This is a genomic window from Methylosinus sp. C49, from assembly GCF_009936375.1.
Lineage (GTDB): Bacteria > Pseudomonadota > Alphaproteobacteria > Rhizobiales > Beijerinckiaceae > Methylosinus.
On record NZ_AP022332.1, the window covers coordinates 920,759 to 937,700 of the forward strand.

At 67.0% G+C, this 16,942-nt stretch carries 17 protein-coding genes; 5 read left to right on the plus strand and 12 right to left on the minus strand.

Annotated elements, in window-relative coordinates; genetic code table 11:
• The first annotated feature begins 80 nt into the window (after positions 1-80).
• Positions 81-1,331, plus strand: a complete 1,251-nt coding sequence (locus tag GYH34_RS04305; RefSeq protein ID WP_161912510.1) for a glycerophosphodiester phosphodiesterase — start codon at positions 81-83, stop codon at positions 1,329-1,331.
• 39 nt (positions 1,332-1,370) lie between these two features.
• Here the strand turns inward: GYH34_RS04305 and GYH34_RS04310 are convergent, their stop codons facing one another.
• From GYH34_RS04310 to GYH34_RS04325, 4 genes are all read right to left on the minus strand, one after another.
• Positions 1,371-2,564, minus strand: a complete 1,194-nt coding sequence (locus GYH34_RS04310) for a heparan-alpha-glucosaminide N-acetyltransferase domain-containing protein (protein WP_161912511.1) — start codon at positions 2,562-2,564, stop codon at positions 1,371-1,373.
• A gap of 200 nt (positions 2,565-2,764) precedes the next feature.
• Positions 2,765-3,730 (minus strand): Hsp33 family molecular chaperone, encoded by a 966-nt coding sequence (locus GYH34_RS04315; protein ID WP_161912512.1) that lies wholly within the window; start codon positions 3,728-3,730, stop codon positions 2,765-2,767.
• A gap of 16 nt (positions 3,731-3,746) precedes the next feature.
• Positions 3,747-4,697, minus strand: a complete 951-nt coding sequence (argF, locus tag GYH34_RS04320) for an ornithine carbamoyltransferase (RefSeq protein ID WP_161912513.1) — start codon at positions 4,695-4,697, stop codon at positions 3,747-3,749.
• Positions 4,694-5,881 (minus strand): aspartate aminotransferase family protein, encoded by a 1,188-nt coding sequence (locus GYH34_RS04325; protein ID WP_161912514.1) that lies wholly within the window; start codon positions 5,879-5,881, stop codon positions 4,694-4,696. The genes argF and GYH34_RS04325 overlap by 4 nt, the downstream gene beginning before the upstream one ends.
• 588 nt (positions 5,882-6,469) lie before the next feature.
• On the opposite strand from GYH34_RS04325, the gene GYH34_RS04330 reads away from it, so the two are divergent.
• The gene (locus GYH34_RS04330) at positions 6,470-7,012 is read left to right on the plus strand and encodes a GcrA family cell cycle regulator (RefSeq protein WP_161912515.1); all 543 of its coding nucleotides are present in this window, start codon (positions 6,470-6,472) and stop codon (positions 7,010-7,012) included.
• 31 nt (positions 7,013-7,043) lie between these two features.
• Here GYH34_RS04330 and GYH34_RS04335 read toward each other — a convergent pair whose 3' ends face one another.
• The 4 genes from GYH34_RS04335 to pdxH form a co-directional block, all read right to left on the minus strand.
• Entirely contained in the window at positions 7,044-7,550 is a 507-nt protein-coding gene (locus GYH34_RS04335) for a hypothetical protein (RefSeq protein ID WP_244635270.1), read from the minus strand.
• 22 nt (positions 7,551-7,572) lie between these two features.
• Positions 7,573-7,830: a hypothetical protein gene (locus GYH34_RS04340; RefSeq protein WP_161912516.1), complete on the minus strand. Its 258-nt coding sequence runs from the start codon at positions 7,828-7,830 to the stop codon at positions 7,573-7,575.
• Positions 7,831-7,910: 80 nt separating this feature from the next.
• A complete protein-coding gene (locus GYH34_RS04345) occupies positions 7,911-8,477 on the minus strand; it encodes a TIGR02301 family protein (RefSeq protein ID WP_174242361.1) in 567 nt (188 codons plus the stop codon).
• Between the two features lie 87 nt (positions 8,478-8,564).
• Positions 8,565-9,173 (minus strand): pyridoxamine 5'-phosphate oxidase, encoded by a 609-nt coding sequence (pdxH, locus tag GYH34_RS04350; protein WP_161912517.1) that lies wholly within the window; start codon positions 9,171-9,173, stop codon positions 8,565-8,567.
• 59 nt (positions 9,174-9,232) lie between these two features.
• Here pdxH and GYH34_RS04355 point away from each other — a divergent pair, with 59 nt between their 5' ends.
• The 3 genes from GYH34_RS04355 to GYH34_RS04365 all read left to right on the plus strand — a co-directional run bounded on the left by GYH34_RS04355 (position 9,233) and on the right by GYH34_RS04365 (position 12,795).
• Complete coding sequence (locus tag GYH34_RS04355; protein ID WP_244635271.1) at positions 9,233-9,727, plus strand: RT0821/Lpp0805 family surface protein; 495 nt, start codon at positions 9,233-9,235, stop codon at positions 9,725-9,727.
• Between the two features lie 144 nt (positions 9,728-9,871).
• Complete coding sequence (locus GYH34_RS04360) at positions 9,872-10,831, plus strand: J domain-containing protein (RefSeq protein WP_161912518.1); 960 nt, start codon at positions 9,872-9,874, stop codon at positions 10,829-10,831.
• Positions 10,832-10,947: 116 nt separating this feature from the next.
• Positions 10,948-12,795 (plus strand): cation:proton antiporter, encoded by a 1,848-nt coding sequence (locus GYH34_RS04365; protein WP_161912519.1) that lies wholly within the window; start codon positions 10,948-10,950, stop codon positions 12,793-12,795.
• Between the two features lie 22 nt (positions 12,796-12,817).
• On the opposite strand, the gene GYH34_RS04370 is transcribed toward GYH34_RS04365, so the two are convergent.
• The 4 genes from GYH34_RS04370 to GYH34_RS21785 form a co-directional block, all read right to left on the minus strand.
• Positions 12,818-13,243, minus strand: coding sequence for a hypothetical protein (locus GYH34_RS04370; protein WP_161912520.1), 426 nt, complete (start codon positions 13,241-13,243; stop codon positions 12,818-12,820).
• 465 nt (positions 13,244-13,708) lie between these two features.
• The gene (locus GYH34_RS04375) at positions 13,709-15,265 is read right to left on the minus strand and encodes a RecQ family ATP-dependent DNA helicase (protein ID WP_174242362.1); all 1,557 of its coding nucleotides are present in this window, start codon (positions 15,263-15,265) and stop codon (positions 13,709-13,711) included.
• Between the two features lie 25 nt (positions 15,266-15,290).
• Positions 15,291-15,929 (minus strand): response regulator, encoded by a 639-nt coding sequence (locus tag GYH34_RS04380; RefSeq protein WP_161912522.1) that lies wholly within the window; start codon positions 15,927-15,929, stop codon positions 15,291-15,293.
• Between the two features lie 280 nt (positions 15,930-16,209).
• Positions 16,210-16,704, minus strand: coding sequence for a hypothetical protein (locus GYH34_RS21785; RefSeq protein WP_197745446.1), 495 nt, complete (start codon positions 16,702-16,704; stop codon positions 16,210-16,212).
• Between the last annotated feature and the right edge of the window lie 238 nt (positions 16,705-16,942).

Below are 16,942 nucleotides of genomic sequence, written 5' to 3' on the forward strand. Positions count from 1 at the left end.
ATGTCGCGGCGCCGTCATACCTCTGAGAGACTGACGATCTATCGGAGCGATGTCAAAAGCACATGTTTCGAGGTTATTTCATGATCGAGCTTCTGTTCCGCGCATCACGCGCGCTGATTTGCGCCGCGCTGCTCGCGCCGCTGTCCGCCGTCGCCTCCGAGGAAGGCCCGCAACGTCCCATCGTCATCGGCCATCGCGGCGCCGGCGGCTATGTTCCCGAGCATACGCTCGAATCCTACGCTCTCGCGATCGAGCTCGGCGCCGATTTCATCGAGCCAGATCTCGTCTCCACCAAGGATGGCGTGCTGATCGCCCGGCACGAGCCGAACATCATCGCCACCACCAATGTGAAGAGCTTGCCGCAATTCGCGGGCCGCAAGCGCAAGGCCGTCGTCGACGGCGTCGAGCAGGAAGGCTATTTCGTCAGCGACTTCACTTGGAGCGAGATCAAGCAGATCGGCGCCGTGCAGGCCTTCTCCGAGCGCGATCCCGATTTCAACGGCCGCTTCCACATTCCGAGCTTCGACGAGATCATAGAGCTCGCCAAGCGCAAGAGCCGCGATGAAGGCCGCGTCATCGGCGTCTATCCCGAGACCAAGCATCCAACCTATCATCAAATGATCAACCTCCCGCTCGAGGATCGCCTGCTCGCCGTGCTGACGCGCCACGGCTGGAATCATCATAGCGCTCCGGTCTTCATCCAGAGCTTCGAGCAGGCCAATCTGAAATATCTGCGTAAGAAGACAACGGTTCGGCTGATCCAGCTCATCGACGCCAATGACGTCAACCCCGACGGCTCGCTGGATTTCACGCCGCCCTATGACCGGCCTTATGATTGGGCCGTCGCCGGCCGCCAAGGCAAATTCGCCGATCTCCTGAAGCCCGCCGGCCTCGCCGAGGTCCGCACCTATGCCGATGGCGTCGGGCCGTGGAAGACCTATCTCATCAGCTCCGTCTGCATACAGATCGTCAACAACGCCTGCGCCGACGCCAATGGCGATGGCTCCGTCAATGAGGCGGATCGCAAGCTGCTGCCGCCGACCTCTGTCGTCGCCGACGCCCATGCGGCCGGCCTGCTCGTGCATCCCTACACGTTCCGCAATGAGCAGCGCCGTCTCGCCAGCGATTACAAAGGCGTTCCGGTCAATGAATATCTGACCTTCTACAAGCTCGGCGTCGATGGATTGTTCAGCGATTTCGCCGATACGGCGGTGACGGCGCGCTCGCTATGGGCGCTGAAGACCGACCCCGATGCAGCGAAATGCCTGGTCAAAGGCCTCTCTGGCCATGACCAGGCTTGCCGTGGATTGCGCTGGCTCAACGCCAATTGAGATGCATGACGGACGGCGGCGGATGACGCCGCCGTCCCTTTACAAATAGCTCAGCCACCAATCGCGCCGACGCCGCTTGACGCGCGCGAACCAGGCGCAGGCGGGATAGATCGCCGCCATGATCAGCGCCCACATGACATAGGCGCCGGCGAGGCCGAGCCCGTAATTCTCTGGCGGCGGCCCGCCGCTCTCGAGGCCTTTGATATCGACGCCCTTCGCGACGGCGACGAGCAAGGCCGCCGCCAGAATGACGTAGAGATGCAGCACATAGGCGAAGAGCGGAACCCGGCCGAATGTGGCGAGCACGCGCCCGAAGGCGCCGCCCGCCCGCTCCAGCGCCGGCAGCAGCAGAAGCCCGACGCCGAGCGTCGCCAGCGCATAATGCAGCGAGGGCGGATATTTGGTGACATTGAGGAAGGACAGCGCCGTTCTGACGCCTTCTGGATAGGTCAGCCAGAGCCGCGCGTCGCCATAGACGCCAGCGAAGCGCAACGCGACAAATCCCGCGAGAAAGGCGAGGCCGAGCGTGACGAGCGCCCGCATCCGACGCTCATGCGGCCATAGGAAGATCGGCGCGAGCCCATAGCCGAGCGCGATGACGCCGATCCAGGGCAGCACGGGATAATAGACTTGGCCGCGCAGGCCGAAGGGCAGCGGCCCTTTCTCGTGCAGCACATTCCACAAGGGCGCGAAGCCGCCCAATTGCGCCGCGTGAACGCCGTCGAAGAGATTGTGCGAAAGCAGGATCGCCGCGCCGATCGCCAGCACGGCGCGCGTCGGCAGATGGACGAGGGCGGCGAGCGTGATCATGCCGCAGCCGATCGCCCAGAGCGTCCCCAGCTCGATCGCGCCCGAGCCCACCGTCCACACAGGGCTGATGACGACGATGTCGAGCAGGATCAGCCACAGCCCGCGCGTCCACAAGAAGCGCGACAGCGCGCCGCGGTCCTCGAGCGAGAGCCCGTGCAGATAGGCCGAGACGCCGGCGAGAAAGGTGAAGGTCGGCGCGCAGAAATGGGTGACGAAGCGCGTGAGGAACAAAGCGGGATAGGTGCGCTCGAGATCGGTCGGATCGAAGCGCAGCGCATCGGCGTCGAAGAAATCGCGCACATGATCGAGCGCCATGACGATGATGACGAGCCCGCGCAGCCGATCGATGGAGAGGAGCCGCGTGCCGGCGGTGAGCGCGGCGTCGTGCGGGACGCTCGGGATTTTCTCCATGGTCTTCGTCATGACGTCTCTCCGCCGGCTATCGAAAATTCAATGCGAAAATTCGATGAATGAAACAGCGGCCCTCACCCTCCCCTTCAGGGGGAGGGTCGGCCTGCGAAGCAGGACGGGGTGGGGTGACACTCCCCGAGACTCGGGGCTCACCCCCTCCCGAGCGCCTTTGGCGCTCGAACTCCCCCCTCTAGGGGGAGGTGGGGCGCGCGCTACTCGAAATCCGCCGGGTCGAACTCCCGCAGCGTGCGACAGAATTCGCAGGTCACGCCGATGCGGCCATTGTCGCCGATCATATCGCGGCGGTCCTGCGGCGCGAAGCTGCGCAAGAGATTGGCGATGCGCTCCGTCGAGCAGCGGCAGGATTCGACGATTCTGCGCGTCGGATAGACAGTGACGCCGCGCTCGTGGAACAGCGAATAGAGCAGTCGCTCGCCTGAGAGCCCCGGATCGACCAGCTCGTGATCCTGCGTCGTCGCCGCCAGCGACAGGCCTTCGACCCAGGCGTCTTCTTCGCCGTCGTCCGAAAGAGCGGCGCTCGCGGGCGCGTCGCCGGGATCGAGATCGCGCGGCCGCAAGGGCGTTCCCGGCAGATATTGCAGCAGCAGGCCGCCGACGCGCCAGCTGCGCCCGGCGGGCGTCACGCTCTCGGCCACGGCGAGGCGCACATAGCTCGGAATCTGCTCGGACTGGCGGAAATAGCGATGCGCCGCCTCGGCGAAGCCCTCGCCCTCCAGCGGCACCACGCCCTGATAGCGCGCGGCGTCGTGGTCGTGCTCCATGGTCAGCGCCAGATGGCCGCGGCCGAGCAGATCGCCCGGAGCCATGCCGGCTTTGACGCGGCTCTCGTCATAGCGCGCGAAGCCGCGCAGCTTTCCGGGCGCGTCGAAATCGACGACGATCATATCGACCGGCCCGTCGCTGCGCGTCTGCAATTGAAAGCGTCCATGCGACTCGATCAGCGAGCCGAGCAGCGTCGTCAGCGCGGCCGCCTCGCCGAGCAGGCGCGCGACGGCAGGCGGATAATCGTAATGGGTGAGGATGGAATGCGCCGCCGGCCCGAGCCGCGTCAGACGTCCGCGCAGATCGAGCGGCTCGACCGCGAAGGGCAGCAGGCTGTCGTCCTCGGCGAAGGGCGACGCCGGCCGGGCGATGGCCTCATCCGCCCGTCGCGTCATTTGCGTTTCCGCTGCGTCATGGTCCGTTCGCTCCGAAAACCCAGGCGAGCACGCCCTTTTGCGCGTGAAGGCGGTTCTCCGCCTCGTCGAACACCACCGATTGCGGGCCGTCGATCACCTCGTCGGTCACTTCCTCGCCGCGATGCGCCGGCAGGCAATGCATGAAGATCGCGTCCTTGTCGGCCGCTGCCATCAGCTTGGCGTTCACCTGGAAAGGCGAGAGCAGCGCATGGCGGCGCGCCTCCTCCTGCTCGTCGCCCATGGACACCCAGCAGTCGGAGATGACGGCGTCGGCGCCGGCGACGGCCGCGTAAGGATCGGCGGTGAGATTGAGCCGCACGCCATTGGCGCGCGCCCATTCGACCAGCTCGTCGCCGGGCGCGAGCTCCGGCGGCGTCGCGACATTGATCGTGAAGTCGAAGGGCTTGGCCGCATGGACCCAGCTCGCCAGCACATTATTGGCGTCGCCGGTCCAGGCCACGGTGCGGCCCTTTATCGGGCCGCGATGCTCCTCGAAGGTCAGGACGTCGGCCATCACTTGGCAGGGATGCGAGAGCTTGGTGAGCCCGTTCACCACAGGCACGCTGGCGTAGCGAGCGAGCTCGGTGAGATCGTCATGCGAGAGAATGCGGATGACGATGGCGTCGACGAAGCGCGACAGCACGCGGGCGGTGTCCGCAATCGTCTCGCCGCGGCCGAGCTGCATCTCATGGCCGGTCAGCATGATCGTCTCGCCGCCGAGCTCGCGCATGCCGAGATCGAAGGAGACGCGCGTGCGCGTCGACGGCTTGTCGAAGATCATCGCCAGCGTCTTGCCGGCCAGAGGCTGGTAGCTCGATCGCGCGCCGCGCACGCGCGCGGCCTTTATCGCCGCGGCGATATCGAGAATGCGTCGCAGCTCCGTCGGCGGAAGCTCGGAAATATCGAGGAAATGACGGACGCCCGTCAGCGGCGTATGGGCGGTCATCGCGCGGCTCCGGCGCTCTCGAGCTTCACACAGGCGGCGTCGAGCCGCCGCGCGGCTTCGGCCAGCTCATTCTCGCCGACGATGAGCGGCGGCAGCAGCCGCACCACATTGTCGCTCGCGGGAATGGTCAGCAGCTTGGCCTTGCGCGCCGCGGCGGCGAATTCGGCGTTGGGCACGCGCGTCTTCAGGCCGAACATCAGCCCCTCGCCGCGCACGCTCTCGATGATCGACGAATGGCGATCCTCGAGCTCGGCGAGCTTTTGGCGGAACAGCACGCCGAGGCCGGCGACGCGCTCCACGAAGCCGGGCTCCAGCACCACATCGAGCACGGCGTTGCCCACGGCGGTGGCGAGCGGATTGCCGCCATAGGTGGAGCCATGCGCGCCGACGGTCATGCCCTTGCCGGCCTCCGCCGTGGCGAGACAGGCGCCGAGCGGAAAGCCGCCGCCTATGCCCTTGGCCAGAGCGGCGATGTCCGGCGTCACGCCGGAATGCTCGACCGCCAGGAAACGCCCGGTGCGGCCAATGCCCGTCTGCACCTCGTCGACGACGAGCAGCAGCCCATGCGCGTCGCAGAGCTCGCGCAGGCCGGCCAGGAAGCGCGGCGGGGCCGCGCGCACGCCGCCTTCGCCCTGAATGGGCTCCAGCAGCACGCCGGCCGTCTGCGGTCCGACGAGCGCGCGCACGGCCTCGAGATCGCCATAGGGCGCCTGGTCGAAGCCGTCGGTCGGCGGGCCGAAGCCGTCGAGATATTTGGGATTGCCGCCGGCGGCGATGGTCGCCAGCGTGCGGCCGTGGAAGGCGCCCTCGAAAGTGATGAGCCGATAGCGTTCCGGCCGACCTTCCACCGCATGGAACTTGCGCGCGGTCTTGATCGCGCATTCGACCGCTTCGGCGCCCGAATTGGTGAAGAAGACCAGATCCGCGAATGTCGCCTGCACGAGCCGGCGGGCGAGGCGCTCGGCCTCTGGAATCTGAAAGAGATTGGAGACGTGCCAGGGCTTCGCCGCGGCGGCCGTCAAGGCGCCGACGAGATGCGGATGGCCATGGCCGAGCGAATTGACCGCGACGCCGGCGCCGAAGTCGAGATAGCGCTCGCCGTCGCTGGCGGTGAGCCAGGCGCCTTCGCCCCGCTCGAAGGCGAGATCGGCCCGCGCATAGGTCGGAAACAGCGCCGAAACCACTGGGCGACTCCTTCGCAGAGACCTCGGCTCGCCGGCGCCCGATTGGCCGCGCCGACATTCAGCGAGGGTCTGAAAATCAAAGTGCCGCCCTTCTGGGGCGGCATCTTTCTCGTGGAAACATTCTAGGTCCTCCCCTTGCGTCGGTCAAATCCCATTCCCCGCCTCGGTCTCCATGGCGACGCGGCGCCGAGACTGCGGCGAAACGACGGCGCCAGAGCCGTCGCGATCGACCACGCGACAAAGCCGCCGCGCGGCGATGACGTCCGTGAAGTCGTTCGCGCCCGACGAAATGTGTCGCCAGATGCGCCGCCATGCGTGGAATTCCATGCGTTTCGACGCCCATAGTGAGTCTTTCGCGCAACACCTGCGGGGAATGAGCGGCATTACCTTGTGGGGAACGCTGTTTCGCTTGCCAGGGACTCTTGCGCGTGATTCAACTGGTAGAGTAGCGTTCGCGTCATCGCCCACGACATCTCGTGTGGCGCCTTCAATCGAGTGTGTGTGCGTCTTGTCGACTCCGGCGTCGCCGGTTGCGCGAGCGTTCGCCGATTCTCTCGGCTGAAGCCGGCTTAATCGAGGAGGACCTTCATGTCCTGGACCGACGAGCGCGTCGAGATGCTACGCAAGCTCTGGAACGACGGCCTCAGCGCCAGTCAGGTGGCTGCCGAGATCGGCGCAGGCATCACGCGCAACGCCGTTATTGGTAAGATCCATCGTCTCGGACTCGCGCAGCGCGCCAAGACGCCCATTGCGGCGCGTCCCCGCGTCGCGAAGCCGCAGCGCCCGCAGCAAGTCGCTGCGCCGCGCGCGCATCACGGACATGCGCCGGCCATCGTGGGCAATGTCGCGCTGGCCCTCGCGCCGCGCGCGCTGGTAATGCCGGACGCCCGCCCGCAAGAGGAAGTCGTCATTCCAATGTCCGAACGCGTCACGCTGATGGAGCTCAGAGAGTCGATGTGCCGTTGGCCGATCGGCGATCCGACATCGGCCGAGTTTCGCTTCTGCGGCGCGCGCTCGCCGGGCGGCGGCGGCAGCCCCTATTGCGGCTATCATTCGCAGATCGCCTATCAGCCTGTGCAGGATCGCCGCCGCGCGCGCGATCAGCTGCGTTCCGCCGCGCGTCTCGCCTGAGACGCGTTCGTCTCGAGACAAGTCGGCGCGTTCATTCCACGTTCCAGAAATAGTGCCAGACGCCATCGGCGCCGACGCCGATCCGCATCACCTTCGGGCGGCCGTCGGCATTGGATGCGGCGAGATCGGCGAAGCGCACGCAGGCCCAGAGAGCGCGCGCCTCTTCCTCGCTCGCCGGCGGCGCGGGGCGTCGCGCGAAAGCCGGCCATTCATAGCTCTCGAACGGCCCGCGCGCGATGCGCAGAAAAGGCTGCGACAAAACGGCGCGCGCGAGCGAGAGCATCTCGCGTCCCGCGCGATCGAATGAGAGCGATTTCAAGGTCTCGATCGGATCGGCGCCCGCCGGCCGCCGCGCGCCGCGCTCGAACAAGGGGCGCACCTCGTTCCAGTCGATCGGAATGCGCAGCGCTTCTATGTCGCCCGTCTCGCAAGCGGCGAGGATCTTCTCGCGCAGCGCGCGCACCGGCGTGGGCAGGGCGGAGAGATCGCGCAGCGGCTCGGAGATCGTCTCGACAACTGGTTTGATCGCCTTTTTCACGCGCGCGCTCCGTGGCGCGCGCTCAATGGCGCAGACCGCTCGAAAATTCGCCGTCGCGCAAGCGCCGCGGCAAACGTTCCACGAAAGCCGCGACCTCCTCCTCGCCATAAGTGGCGACGAGCTCGTGCAGCGCCGCCGAGAGCGCGACATGAGCGAAGGAATCGCCTTCGATCCCGGCGAGCGCGGCTTCCGCGAAAGCCTCGGCGAGATAAGCGAGCGCGACCCGGCGCTGCTCGGCTCCGGCGGCGTCGTCCAATGTGGAGGAGGAAAAGCCCGTCATGCGATCACTCTAATCAACGGCGGCGCGCCGCGCGAGACGGGTCCTTGCCGGAGGGTTAACGCACATCCGCGCTCGCGACGTCAGGAATTCCCGTAACGATACGCGATGTCGTGCGCGATGCGGCCGCCTTCGTCGAGATAGCGCGAGATGGCCAGGCGCGCATTGGGCGTGCAGGAGCGATAGGTGGTCTCATAGCCGCGAAAGCCGCGGTTGAAGGCGCCCGTCAGCTTCAGCCGGCGCTGGCCCGTCTTGGCCTCGGCCTCGAGCAGCGCGCTCATCTTGGCGCGCCAATCCTCGCCATCCTCGGAGCCGCAGAGATCGCGCAGATAGGAGAGCGCGCCGAGTATCTCGGAGAGTCGCAGCAATTGCGGCTCATAGGGCGGCGGCGGCCCTTCGGCGGCGGGCTGCTGCGCGGCGCCGTTGGGCTGCGCCTGCTGCTTGCCTCCCGGCGGCGTTTTCGCGGCGTTCTTCTTCTTCGGCTTGGCCTTGCCCTGCTGCGGCGCCCGCTCGATCACGCGCGGCGCCGAATGCTGCTGGCCCCAGCCGAACAGGCTCTGCAGAAAATCCTGCGCGCTCGCCGGCTGCGCGAGGAGAGCGCAGGAGAGCGCGAGGGGAAGAGCGATCCTTCTGTCCGACGGAAACTGCATCGCTTCGCCGCTTTCTTTCGAGCTTCGACGTATCTCCTTCTCCCCGCAGGCGGGGAGAAGGAAGGCGGCCAACGCCGCGCGACTGCGTCAAGGATAGAGCCGCGCCTTGGCCCAGCCCGCGCCCTCGCGGGAAAATTGCACGCGATCATGCAAGCGGAAGGGCCGATCCGCCCAGAACTCGATCGCGACCGGAAGGATCCGATAGCCGCGCCAATGCGGCGGCCGCGGCACCTCGCCGAGCCCGAAGCGCGCCGCCTGAAAGGCGACCGCCTTCTCGAGCGCGAATCGGCTCTCCAGCGGTTGCGACTGGCGGCTCGCCCAGGCGCCGATGCGGCTGTCGCGGGGGCGGCTGGCGAAATAAGCGTCGGCCTCGGCGTCCGATACGGACTCCACCGGACCGCGCAGCCGCACCTGCCGGCGCAGCGATTTCCAGTGGAAAAGCGCCGCCGCCTTCATCGTGGCGGCGAGCTCGCGGCCCTTGGCGCTCTCGGCGTTGGTATAGAAGGTGAAGCCGGATTCGCCCCAATCCTTCATCAAAACCATGCGGGAATCCGGCAGGCCGGTTTCATCCACCGTGGAGAGCGCCATCGCTTCGGGAACGTCGGGCTCGCTCGCCTTCGCCTCCTCGAACCATGCGCCGAATAATGCGTAAGGTTCGGAGGCCTCGCAGAAGTCACTCTGTTTTAACCCCTTCACGGGAAAATCCTCAGCTGCCGCCGAAGCGATGGCGGTGGTCCTGGTGGTAAGGCAGCGCATTGCACGACCTGCGAGACACACATAACGCCGCCGTGGCCGCTTCTCAAATCGGTCTCGCCGCCGCACGTCTGCTCACGGCCGTCCTCGCGGCGGCGGCGCTGGGCGGCTGCTCTTTCGCCATTCCCGGCGGCGAGCCGGCCCCGGCCTGGAAAAATGTCAGCGACGATGTGACCGGCTCCATTCCGCATAAGACCACGCCGACTCTCTCCCATTCGCTCGACCAGGAGGACTGGCGACGCGCCAATGCGGCTCTCGGCGTCGCGCTCGATCCTCAGGGCGCCGGCGCGACGGTCAATTGGGACAATCCCGAAAGCCATGCGCGCGGCTCCTTCACGCCGGTCGGCCAGCCCTATCCTTCGGACGGCAAGGTGTGCCGCGCCTTTCTGGCGGAAGTCGGGACGAAGGAGAGCCACGAGCAATTGCAGGGCACGGCCTGCCGCGATAAATCCGTGGATTGGGCGCTGATCGACGTGCGGCCCTGGCGCAAGGCCTGACGAGTCCCGCCTGAAAATTCAGCGGTCTCGCCCTCCGACCTTCGCCGCATCCTTGCGCGCGGCCGCCACTTCTCCCAAATAGACGTGTCAGACATGAGCGTCCGCGCCGCTCGAGGCGGGCGCCACTATGGGCTTTTGAAGAAAATGCGCGATCCATATGATGTCCTGGGCGTCGCCAAGACGGCGAGCGCCGCCGAGATCAAGAAGGCGTTTCGCAGCCTCGCGAAAAAATACCACCCGGACCAGAACAAGAACGATCCCAAGGCCAAGGAGAAATTCGCCGAGGCCAATTCCGCCTATGAGATTCTCGGCGACGAGAAGAAAAAGGCGCAATTCGACCGCGGCGAGATCGACGCCGAGGGCAAGCCGCGCTTCACCGGCTTCGAGGGATTCGGCGCGGGTCCCGGCGGCGGCTATCGCGGACAGCGCGGCCCTGGCGGGGCCGAGCATTTCGAATTTCATTTCGGCGGCGACGCGCCGGGCGGCGGCCGCGCCGGCTTCGACCCTTCGGATCTTTTCGCCGATCTCTTCGGCGCCGGAGGGGGCGCGCGCCGCGGAGCCCGCGCGCCGCGCCGCGGCGAGGATGTCGCGCTGCAAGTGACCATCTCGCTGGCCGAGGCGGTGAAGGGCGGCAGCACGCGCGTCTTTCTGCCGAGCGGCCGCACGCTCGAGGTGAATATTCCGGTCGGCATAGAGGACGGCAAGCAGATTCGCCTGCGCGGCCAGGGCCACGCCGCCCCGCCCGGCGGCGAGCCCGGCGACGCCATCGTCACCGTCCATGTCGCGCCGGACCCGCTGTTCGCCATTTCCGGCCGCGATCTGAAGCTCGATCTGCCGATCGCCTTCTACGAGGCGGTTCTGGGCGCCAAGGTCGCGGCGCCGACGCTCTCCGGCAAGGTGGAGCTGACCATCCCCGCCGGCTCCAATGGCGGCCGCGTGCTGCGCCTGCGCGGCAAGGGCCTGCCGGCCGCGGAGGGCAAGCCGGCCGGCGATCTCTATGTGACGCTGCGCGTGCTGCTGCCCGAAGGCGCCGACGCCGAGCTCGAGGCCTTCGCCCAAAAATGGCGCACGGCCAAGCCCTATGATCCGCGCAAGGGAATGTGAGACGGGCGTATCGCCTTCTCCGCCGGCAGGAGAAGGCGAAGCCCCAGAAACGGCTTCGTGACCGCCCGCCCGCTCCCTTATGCTGAAGCCCGAATCGGTGACGGGAAAGGACGGCGATGTCGGGGGCTGCGGCGTTTCAGTGGGGCGAATATCGTGAGGCGCTGCTGTTTCTGGGCACGGCGGGAGTCGTCGCGCCTTTGTTTCATCGGCTGCGCATCAGCCCCATTCTCGGCTTTCTGCTCGCCGGCGCGGCGCTCGGCCCTTTCGGCCTCGGCAAGCTCGCCGAGCGCCATGAGCTTCTCTCGGCGATCGCGCTGAGCGATCTCGAGGGCGTCGCCAAAATCGCCGAATTCGGCCTCGTCTTCCTCTTGTTCATGATCGGCCTCGAGCTCTCCTGGGAGCGCCTCGCGCGCATGCGCATGCTCGTCTTCGGGCTCGGCCTCTCGCAGGTTCTGCTCTGCGGCGGGGCGCTGGCGGCGGCGGGCGTGTTCTGGGCCGGGCTCGGCCCCGCGCCGGCGACGCTGCTCGGCGCGGCGCTCGCAATGTCCTCGACGGCGATCGTCATTCCGCTGCTCGCCGAGCGCCGGCGCCTCAACCGCGCCGCCGGCCGCGCCGCCTTTTCGGTGCTGCTGCTGCAGGATCTGATGGTGGCGCCGCTGCTCTTCCTCATCTCCTTCCTCTCCGATCCGCAAGTGGAGAGCGAAGGGCTGAAAGCGCTGCTCGCCTTTCTGCCGGCGCTCGCCGCCATGGGCGCGCTGATTATCGCCGGCCGGCTGCTGCTGCGGCCGCTGTTCCATCTGGTGGCTGCGGCGCAATCGATCGAGCTGTTCACCGCGGCGAGCCTGCTGGTCATCATCGGCGCGGGCGTCGCCAGCGCGGCGGCGGGATTTTCCATGGGGCTCGGCGCCTTCATCGCCGGCCTGCTGCTCGCCGAGACCGAGTTTCGCCGCGAGATCGAGGTGACGATCGAGCCGTTCAAGGGCCTGCTGCTCGGCCTCTTCTTCGTGTCGGTGGGCGCGGGCCTCGATTTCGACCGCGTGATCGAGGATTTGCGCCAGGTGCTGGTCATCGCCATCGGCCTCATCGTGACCAAGACGCTCATCGTCTTTCTGCTCGGCCGCGCCTTTCGCCTGCGCCCGCGCATTGCGGCGGAAGTGGCGCTGCTGCTCGCGCCCGGCGGCGAGTTCGCCTTCATTCTCGTCGGCGCCGCCATCGCCTCCGGCGTGCTGCCGAAAAATCTCGGCGCCGACGCCATGCTCGCCGTGACGCTCGGTCTCTTCGTGCTGCCGGCGCTGGCGCGGCTCGGCGAATGGCTCAATCCCGGCCGCCGGCTGCAGGACGACGAGGCGGAGTTTAGCCATCTCGCGCCGGAGGGCGAGATCGCAGCCGGCCGCGTCGTCATCGTCGGCTATGGGCGCGTCGGCGCGCTCATCGGCGACATGCTGAGCCGCCATGAGATTCCTTACGTCGCCGTCGACAATGACGTGAAGCTCGTCGCGCAGACGCGCGACAAGGGCGTCGATATTTATTGGGGCAATTGCATGCGGCGCGAGTTTTTGATGCGCCTCGGCGTCGCTCAGGCGCGCGCGCTGGTGGTGACGGTGGAGAATGCGCAAGCCGCGCAGGAGATCGTGCGCCTCGCGCATCAGCAGCGCGCCGATATGACCATTGTCGCGCGCGCCCGTGACGCCTGGCACGCCACCCATCTCTATGAGCTCGGCGCCAGCGATGCGATACCGGAGACGATCGAGTCGAGCCTGCAGCTCGCCGAGACGGTGCTCGTCGATGTCGGCGTGCCCATGGGCTATGTCATTGCTTCCATTCATGAGAAGCGCGACGAATATCGTAAGCTGCTGCAGCCGACCGGCGAGGAGGCGCGCCAACGCGCCGCGCGCGCTTCGACGCGGCTGCGCGAGCTGAAGAAAAGGCGTGGTCGCCCGACGCAGGGGCTGGAAGACGAGTAGGAACGGCGGTTTTGGGCGCGAACTACTGGATCAATTTGAGCAGGGCTTCGCGCATGGCGTTGCGCGCGATCTCCTGCTTGGGGCGGTAGACCTCCGGCGGCGCGAATTTCGGTTTCCAATCGGCAGGAGGCGCGACTTGAAATGTCTTGCCGAAATGCCCTGTCGAGTTTGGAACTTCGGTTTGCGTCCCTCCCTCTAGAGCTGCTTTGTATTCCTCCAAGCCGCCACGGCAGATCAAATCGTCATCACGGCGAGCGGACGAGGTGTGCTTTTCCGCGGCGATCGCCATATCGATCATTTCCGCTCTCGTCTCTGCCGGCTGACTCTTCACAAATGAAAAGGTCGAGGGATTGAGGCTCAACAATTGGGTCATGCGATTGCCTGGCGCTGTCTGGTCCTGGCATTTGGCGCCGTCGATCGAGATGAGCGCATAGGCGTAGAGCGCCATCGTGCCCGCCGCCCGGCGCGCGACCTCCAACTGCGTCGTGGTCCCGACATTCCATAGCTCGCGCATATAGGCGTAGACGACGAAATACTCTGCGCCGCCTACGACCTTGCGCTGTAGCCAGTTCAACACTTTCGCGCGAGCGGCGGGGCTCGGATCGGCATTCCTCAGCGCGGCGCCGAGACCGTTCCAATCCTTCATATAGAGAAGACCATTCAGGTCAGCGGCATTCGCCGGAAGCTCCGGCGAAGGCGCGTCCGATGCGCCTTCCGCGCGGGCTGAGCTCGCGGTCCAAAAAGCGACGAAAAGAAGCAACAGGAAAATCGCGCGAAAATGTTTCATGCCACGCCTTGCGTCGTGCCGATGATAAAAAGTACCGAATATCTCCTTACGAATACGCTTTTTTGACGGAACGCGAATGGCCGACGGCTTCTCGCGACGAAAGCTTTCGATTCGACCTTTGTCCTTTCATTCGTCATACGCTGCGATTTCGCGCAGAAAGGCCGGCGCGTCGACGATCTCGCCGGGCGGAAAATCGTCGATCATGCTCGGCCGCGTGATCGCGAGCCGACGCAGCATCATGTCGCTCGCCACCGCACGCGGAGCGAGACGGCGGCGCTTGGCGATGTCGAGACGCAGCCGGTTCAGCTCGCGATAGAGCCGCTCCTCGGCCACGCTGAGCCGCTCCTCGGTCGGCGCGATGGAGAGGCTCGGCGTTACAGCGGGGATAGGCGCCTCCTCCGGCTCGTCGAGCCTTTCGGCGCCGGCGCCGGAGAAGCGCGCGAGAACGGCCACGCGCCAGCCTTGCGCGACGAGGCCCGCGCGGCGCGGCAGCGCCAGCAGGCCGCCGCGGCAATTGTCGCAGCGTCCGCAGCGGCCGCTCTCCTCGCCGAAAGCGGCGAGCAGCGTCTGGAAGCGGCAGGCGGGGGTGAGGCAGAGGCGCGCCATGGCGCGTCGCCGCTCCGTCTCGCCGAGCGCGACGGGATCGTCCGCCGGCGGCGCGAAGCCGAAGCGGCCGGAAAGCTCGCGCGGATCGAAGAGGGCGAGCGCATCTGCCATCCGTCCGTCGCGGCCGGCGCGACCGATCTCCTGATAATAGGCCTCGATCGAATTGGGCGTATCGGCGTGGAAAATGAAGCGCAGGTCCTTTTTGTCGACGCCCATGCCGAAGGCGATGGTCGCGACCATCGTCATGCCGGCGCGTTCGAAGAAAGCGTCCTGATGCGCCGCGCGCGTCGCTGCATCGAGGCCGGCGTGATAGGCGAGCGCGTCGAAGCCGAGCCCGCGCAGCGTGGCCGCCATAGCGTCGGCCTTGCGGCGCGAATTCACATAAACGACCCCGCTCTCTCCCTCCCGCCGGCGCAAGAAGCGCGTCAGCTGTCCCAGCGCATCGCCGCGGGGACGGAAAGAAAGGCGCAGATTGGGCCGCGCGAAGGAGGAGACGAAAACTTCCGGCGCGCGCGTGAACAGGCTGGCGATGATTTCGGCGCGCGTGCGCGGGCCGGCGGTCGCCGTCACCGCCAGCACCGGCGCGCCGAGCCGCGCGGCGATCTCCCCGAGCTGGGCGTAATCCGGGCGAAACTCGTGACCCCAATGGGAGACGCAATGCGCCTCGTCCACGGCGAGCAGCGCCACGCCGGCGGCGCGCAAGAGCGCGATGGTCCCGTCTCCGGCGAGGCGTTCCGGCGCGAGATAGACGAGCTTCGCGCGCCGGTCCGCTATGGCGGCGAGCGCCGCGCCATGCTCCTCCTCGCTCTGGCCCGAATGGAGCGCGACGGCGGCGACGCCCGAGCGCGTGAGGCCGCGCAATTGATCGCGCATCAGCGAGATGAGCGGCGAGACCACCACGACCGGCGCCACGCCCAGAGCGGCCGGCAATTGGTAGAGCAGGGATTTGCCGGCGCCCGTCGGCATCACCGCGAGCGCGTCGCGGCCCCCGAGCAGAGCCGCGACCACGGCCGCCTGTCCCGGCAGAAAATCCTCATGGCCGAAGCGCGCGCGCAGGACGCGCCGCGCCTCGTCCATATCTGCGGGCGAGCGGCGCAAGGGCTCAGAAGGATGCGGCGCGCGGGACGAGCACGGATATGCGCACCAGCTCGGACAGGCTCCTGACCTGCATCTTCACCATCAGCCGGGCGCGATGCGCCTCCACCGTGCGGACGCTGATGCCGAGCTCATGGGCGATGATCTTGTTGGGGCGGCCCTCGAGCACGCCGACCAGCACCTCGCGCTCCCGCGCCGTGAGGCTGGCCAGACGGTCGCGGGCGATCGCCGCCTCCGAGCCGCGGCCATCGACCGCGCCGCGAAGTCCGAGCGCCTGGCGGACCGAGCGGAGCAGCGTCTCCTCGCCGAAAGGCTTCTCGAGCAGATCGACGGCCCCGGCCTTCATCGCCTGAACGGCGAGCGACACATCGGCGTGGGCGGTGATGACGATCACCGGCAGATCGAGGCCGCGCACCTTGATCTCGGCGAGCAACTCCAGGCCGCTCGTGTCCGGCATCCGCACATCGGTGACGACGCAGCCGCCGTCGCCGGGGCCTAGGCAGGAAAAAAACTCGCGCGCCGAGGCGTGAGCACGAACGTCGAAAGCCTCCATCTTCAGGAGCAGCCTCAGCGAGTCGCGGACGGCGGCGTCGTCGTCGATGACATGGACGATAGCGGAGCCGGGGGCGACAGCGGGGGCGCTCATGCGAGGGCTCCGCCGCATCCCGCGTCAGAAAAGCCGAGATCGAAACAGTCTACCGATCGCATAGAAAAACGAGTCCGACCAGCCGAGCGTTTTGCGCCTCGACGGGCGCATCGGGCCGGAATGATCCTATGCTGCGCGTCGATTGGCAATAGCCCGCGTGACGCCCACGTGACCACCGGCGAATGAGGCGTTCCGCTTCGAGGTCCGTTCCAGAGTCCTTTTGGCTCTGAGGACTCTGGACGCTATCGCGCGCTCACTCCGGCTCGGCGCGAGAAAAGCTCTAGCGCTCGCCGCGCAAATAGGACGGTCGGCCGCCGAAGCGGGCGACGATTGGATCGCCGCCGCAAAGCGACTCCGGCGGCTCGCCCCGCGCGGCGCGGCGCTCGGCCCCGCGCCCCTCGCGAAAGAAGGACAGCACCACGCCCGGCTCGCGCAGCGGGGCGCTCCGGCCGCGGCGGGCGTCGACATAATGGCCGAGCAGCGCGGCCTCGAAAGCCGCCTCGCTCTCGGCGTGACGGGCGAGGCCCGCCTCTGGATGGGCGGTGAGCAGCAGGCGCAGCACGATCAGCAGATCGGCGGCGCGGATCGTCACCCCGAGATCGAGAAAGCCGCGCAGATCGGCGACGATCATCTCGCGCACGGCCTCGAGCCCACGATGGCCGTTGAGCAAATAGCTCTCGAGCAGCGCGTCATGCTCGCAAGAGGGGACGGCGCCGAGAACCAGCTCGTTGGAGGCCAGGCCCGCCTGGGCCGCGCATTGCGACACGGTGATCATGAGAAGCTCCTACGCGTTACGCAAACTCGTTACAGTTCGATTGAAGGGCGATCAGCCTGCGGCAAATGAGGCCCGGCTGCCGGCGAAAGGGCAAAGCGGATCGGCAAGGACGCGAAGCCGAAAGAAACGCTTCAAATTTATCGATTGCGTGCGGAGATCAAATTGATCCATGGATGTCATCTGCGCCAATTCTCCCTGGGCGGCGAGATTGCAGTGGGCCGCGCTGATCCGTCAATAC

Excerpts from the sequence above, each read along its gene's own strand:
- GYH34_RS04305 (WP_161912510.1), top strand. The coding sequence starts at position 81 with ATGATCGAGCTTCTGTTCCGCGCATCACGCGCGCTGATTTGCGCCGCG.
- GYH34_RS04310 (WP_161912511.1), bottom strand. The coding sequence starts at position 2,564 with ATGACGAAGACCATGGAGAAAATCCCGAGCGTCCCGCACGACGCCGCG.
- GYH34_RS04315 (WP_161912512.1), bottom strand. The coding sequence starts at position 3,730 with ATGACGCGACGGGCGGATGAGGCCATCGCCCGGCCGGCGTCGCCCTTC.
- argF (WP_161912513.1), bottom strand. The coding sequence starts at position 4,697 with ATGACCGCCCATACGCCGCTGACGGGCGTCCGTCATTTCCTCGATATT.
- GYH34_RS04330 (WP_161912515.1), top strand. The coding sequence starts at position 6,470 with ATGTCCTGGACCGACGAGCGCGTCGAGATGCTACGCAAGCTCTGGAAC.
- GYH34_RS04340 (WP_161912516.1), bottom strand. The coding sequence starts at position 7,830 with ATGACGGGCTTTTCCTCCTCCACATTGGACGACGCCGCCGGAGCCGAG.
- GYH34_RS04345 (WP_174242361.1), bottom strand. The coding sequence starts at position 8,477 with ATGCAGTTTCCGTCGGACAGAAGGATCGCTCTTCCCCTCGCGCTCTCC.
- GYH34_RS04360 (WP_161912518.1), top strand. The coding sequence starts at position 9,872 with ATGCGCGATCCATATGATGTCCTGGGCGTCGCCAAGACGGCGAGCGCC.
- GYH34_RS04365 (WP_161912519.1), top strand. The coding sequence starts at position 10,948 with ATGTCGGGGGCTGCGGCGTTTCAGTGGGGCGAATATCGTGAGGCGCTG.
- GYH34_RS04370 (WP_161912520.1), bottom strand. The coding sequence starts at position 13,243 with ATGGCGCTCTACGCCTATGCGCTCATCTCGATCGACGGCGCCAAATGC.
- GYH34_RS04375 (WP_174242362.1), bottom strand. The coding sequence starts at position 15,265 with ATGGACGAGGCGCGGCGCGTCCTGCGCGCGCGCTTCGGCCATGAGGAT.
- GYH34_RS04380 (WP_161912522.1), bottom strand. The coding sequence starts at position 15,929 with ATGAGCGCCCCCGCTGTCGCCCCCGGCTCCGCTATCGTCCATGTCATC.
- GYH34_RS21785 (WP_197745446.1), bottom strand. The coding sequence starts at position 16,704 with ATGATCACCGTGTCGCAATGCGCGGCCCAGGCGGGCCTGGCCTCCAAC.